The sequence below is a fragment of the Mesorhizobium sp. M1E.F.Ca.ET.063.01.1.1 genome, from assembly GCF_003998155.1.
Taxonomy (GTDB): Bacteria; Pseudomonadota; Alphaproteobacteria; order Rhizobiales; family Rhizobiaceae; genus Mesorhizobium.
In genome coordinates this window covers 1-2,490 of the sequence record NZ_RZSC01000827.1, presented here as the reverse complement: position 1 = coordinate 2,490, position 2,490 = coordinate 1, and the positions used below count along the sequence as shown (strand labels likewise).

The 2,490-nt window shown below is 64.5% G+C and carries 3 protein-coding genes; all 3 read left to right on the top strand.

The genetic code is table 11. The features are described from left to right. Window positions 1–1,189 (top strand): IMP dehydrogenase (guaB, locus tag EOA29_RS32955; RefSeq protein ID WP_127222175.1); only part of this gene is annotated, 1,189 nt, incomplete at its 5' end. Between the two features lie 43 nt (window positions 1,190–1,232). Next, complete coding sequence (locus tag EOA29_RS32950) at window positions 1,233–1,781, top strand: hypothetical protein (RefSeq protein WP_245468654.1); 549 nt, start codon at window positions 1,233–1,235, stop codon at window positions 1,779–1,781. Between the two features lie 24 nt (window positions 1,782–1,805). Beyond that, window positions 1,806–2,225: an MAPEG family protein gene (locus EOA29_RS32945; protein ID WP_126094265.1), complete on the top strand. Its 420-nt coding sequence runs from the start codon at window positions 1,806–1,808 to the stop codon at window positions 2,223–2,225. Window positions 2,226–2,490: the final 265 nt, after the last annotated feature.

Sequence of the window (2,490 nt, the reverse complement as noted above, 5' to 3'; positions counted from 1 at the left end):
CGGCCCGGACGCGACGCTCGCCGACGCGCTGGCGCTGATGCGCGCCAACGGCATTTCCGGCATTCCCGTGGTCGAGAACGGCGGCACCGGCGGTCACACGGTGGGCCGGCTGGTCGGCATCCTCACCAACCGAGACGTGCGCTTCGCCTCCGATCCGTCGCAGAAGGTCTACGAATTGATGACCCGTGAGAACCTGATCACGGTGAAGGAGAATGTCGACCAGGACGAGGCCAAGCGCCTCCTGCACAAGCACCGCATCGAGAAGCTGGTGGTGGTCGACCGGAAGGGCAATTGCGTCGGCCTGATCACCGTCAAGGACATCGAGAAGTCGCAGCTCAACCCACACGCCACCAAGGACGCGCAGGGAAGGCTGCGCGCCGCCGCCGCCACCAGCGTCGGCGACGACGGCTTCGAGCGCGCCGAGCGCCTGATCGACGCCGGCGTCGACCTTTTGGTCATCGACACCGCGCACGGCCATTCACAGCGCGTGCTGGATGCAGTGACGCGGGCGAAGAAGCTCTCCAATTCCCTGCGCATTCTGGCCGGCAACGTCGCCACCGCCGAAGGCACCAAGGCGCTGATCGATGCCGGCGCCGACGCCGTCAAGGTCGGTATCGGCCCCGGCTCGATCTGCACCACGCGCATCGTCGCCGGCGTCGGCGTGCCGCAGCTTTCGGCGATCATGTCGGCGGCGGAGACCGCCGAGAAGTCTGGTGTGACGGTGATTGCCGACGGCGGCATCAAATACTCAGGCGATCTCGCCAAGGCGCTCGCCGCCGGCGCAAGCGCCGCCATGATCGGCTCGCTGCTTGCCGGTACCGACGAGAGCCCGGGCGAGGTCTATCTGCATCAGGGTCGTTCCTTCAAGGCCTATCGCGGCATGGGCTCGGTCGGCGCGATGGCGCGCGGTTCGGCAGATCGCTACTTCCAGGCCGAGGTCCGCGACACCTTGAAACTCGTCCCGGAAGGCATTGAAGGCCAGGTTCCCTACAAAGGACCTGTGGCTGGCGTGCTGCACCAGCTTGCGGGCGGCCTAAAAGCCGCTATGGGTTATGTCGGTGGGCGCGATCTTGCCGAGTTCCGCGAACGCGCCACCTTTGTGCGCATATCAAACGCAGGACTTCGTGAAAGCCACGCCCATGACGTCACGATCACCCGCGAAAGCCCGAATTATCCGGGCGGACTTTGATCAGAGCGCCGAACGGCCGGATCGCCTGGGCCTGTGGCGCGGTCTGACGTTGGGAGTGTTGCGCCTGTCGCGTCACGCGGCGGCGCTCTCCGTCGCTTCCGCCGCGGTCTTCATCGCCATGACGGCGCTGGAGTTTTTCTATTTCCGCCGCCTGAGCGGCGGGCTCTCTTCGCTCGACATGCGCGTTGCGGGTTTCACGCCCGATGAAGGCATGGCATGGCTCACCGCGCTCGGCCGGCGCGGCGGCGAGATCATCATCGTCTGGCATTATCTGACCTTCGACCTTCTGTTTCCGGCGCTGCTGTCGCTCACCTTGGTCAGCCTGATCGTGGCCTTCGGCCGGCGGTTCGGCAATTTCCGAGCCATGCCGGCGCAGTTGCAGGCTCTGACCGCGCTGGTGTTGGTGCTGCCCTATACGATCGCCGACTACGCGCAGAATTTTGCCGTGGCGCGGCTTTTGTCGGATTTCCAGTCGGCCAATCCCGATTCGCTGGCCTTTGCCTCGTCGCTCATCGTCACCAAGTTCGCGCTTCTGGCGATCCCGGTTTTGATCGTTGCGGTTTTCGCGCTGGCCGCTCAACGGCGGCTTTGAGCGGGTCAGGAGGGGGGCGGGGAGATGAACCAGACCGCCATCTTCTGGCCGATGCTGGCGCATGTGCTCCTGGTCTACATCGTCTATCTGGTGATGCTGAAGCGGCGCTATCTTGCCGTGAAGTCCGGCGAGGCCAAGATCAGCCAGTATAAGGTCCGCTCGACCGAGCCGGCCTCAAGCGTCACCGTCGCCAACAATCTGATCAACCAATTCGAACTGCCGGTTCTGTTCCATGTGCTCTGCCTGGCGCTGTTCGTCACCAACGGCGTCAACTACCTGACGCTGGTGCTGATGTGGCTCTTCGTCGTGACGCGCTATGTCCACGCCTGGGTGCATCTCACCAGAAACTACGTGCTGCACCGCAGCCGCGCCTTCTTCCTCGGCGCGGGCATCCTTCTCGTCGCCTGGATCTGGTTCGCGCTGCACCTGGCTGGGGTGGTCTGACGGCGACTTTCCCTTCTCCCTTGTGGGAGAAGGTGGCCGAGCGAAGCTCGGTCGGATGAGGGGTGTTCCAGCTTGGCGGACCCTCCAAATCAGACGCGCGGAGCCAGACAACCTGACGTCGCGATCCTTCCAACACCCCTCATCCGTCTCGGCGCTGCGCGCCGATCCACCTTCTCCCACAGGGAGAGAAGGAGAGGCGCTAGAGATCGAAGACCGCGATCCTGCGCTTGTCGAACTTGATGCCGATCTCGCCGCGCACCAGCCG

Bases quoted from the DNA above. Each gene is read 5' to 3' on its own strand.
- EOA29_RS32945 (WP_126094265.1), top strand. From the start codon at position 1,806: ATGAACCAGACCGCCATCTTCTGGCCGATGCTGGCGCATGTGCTCCTG.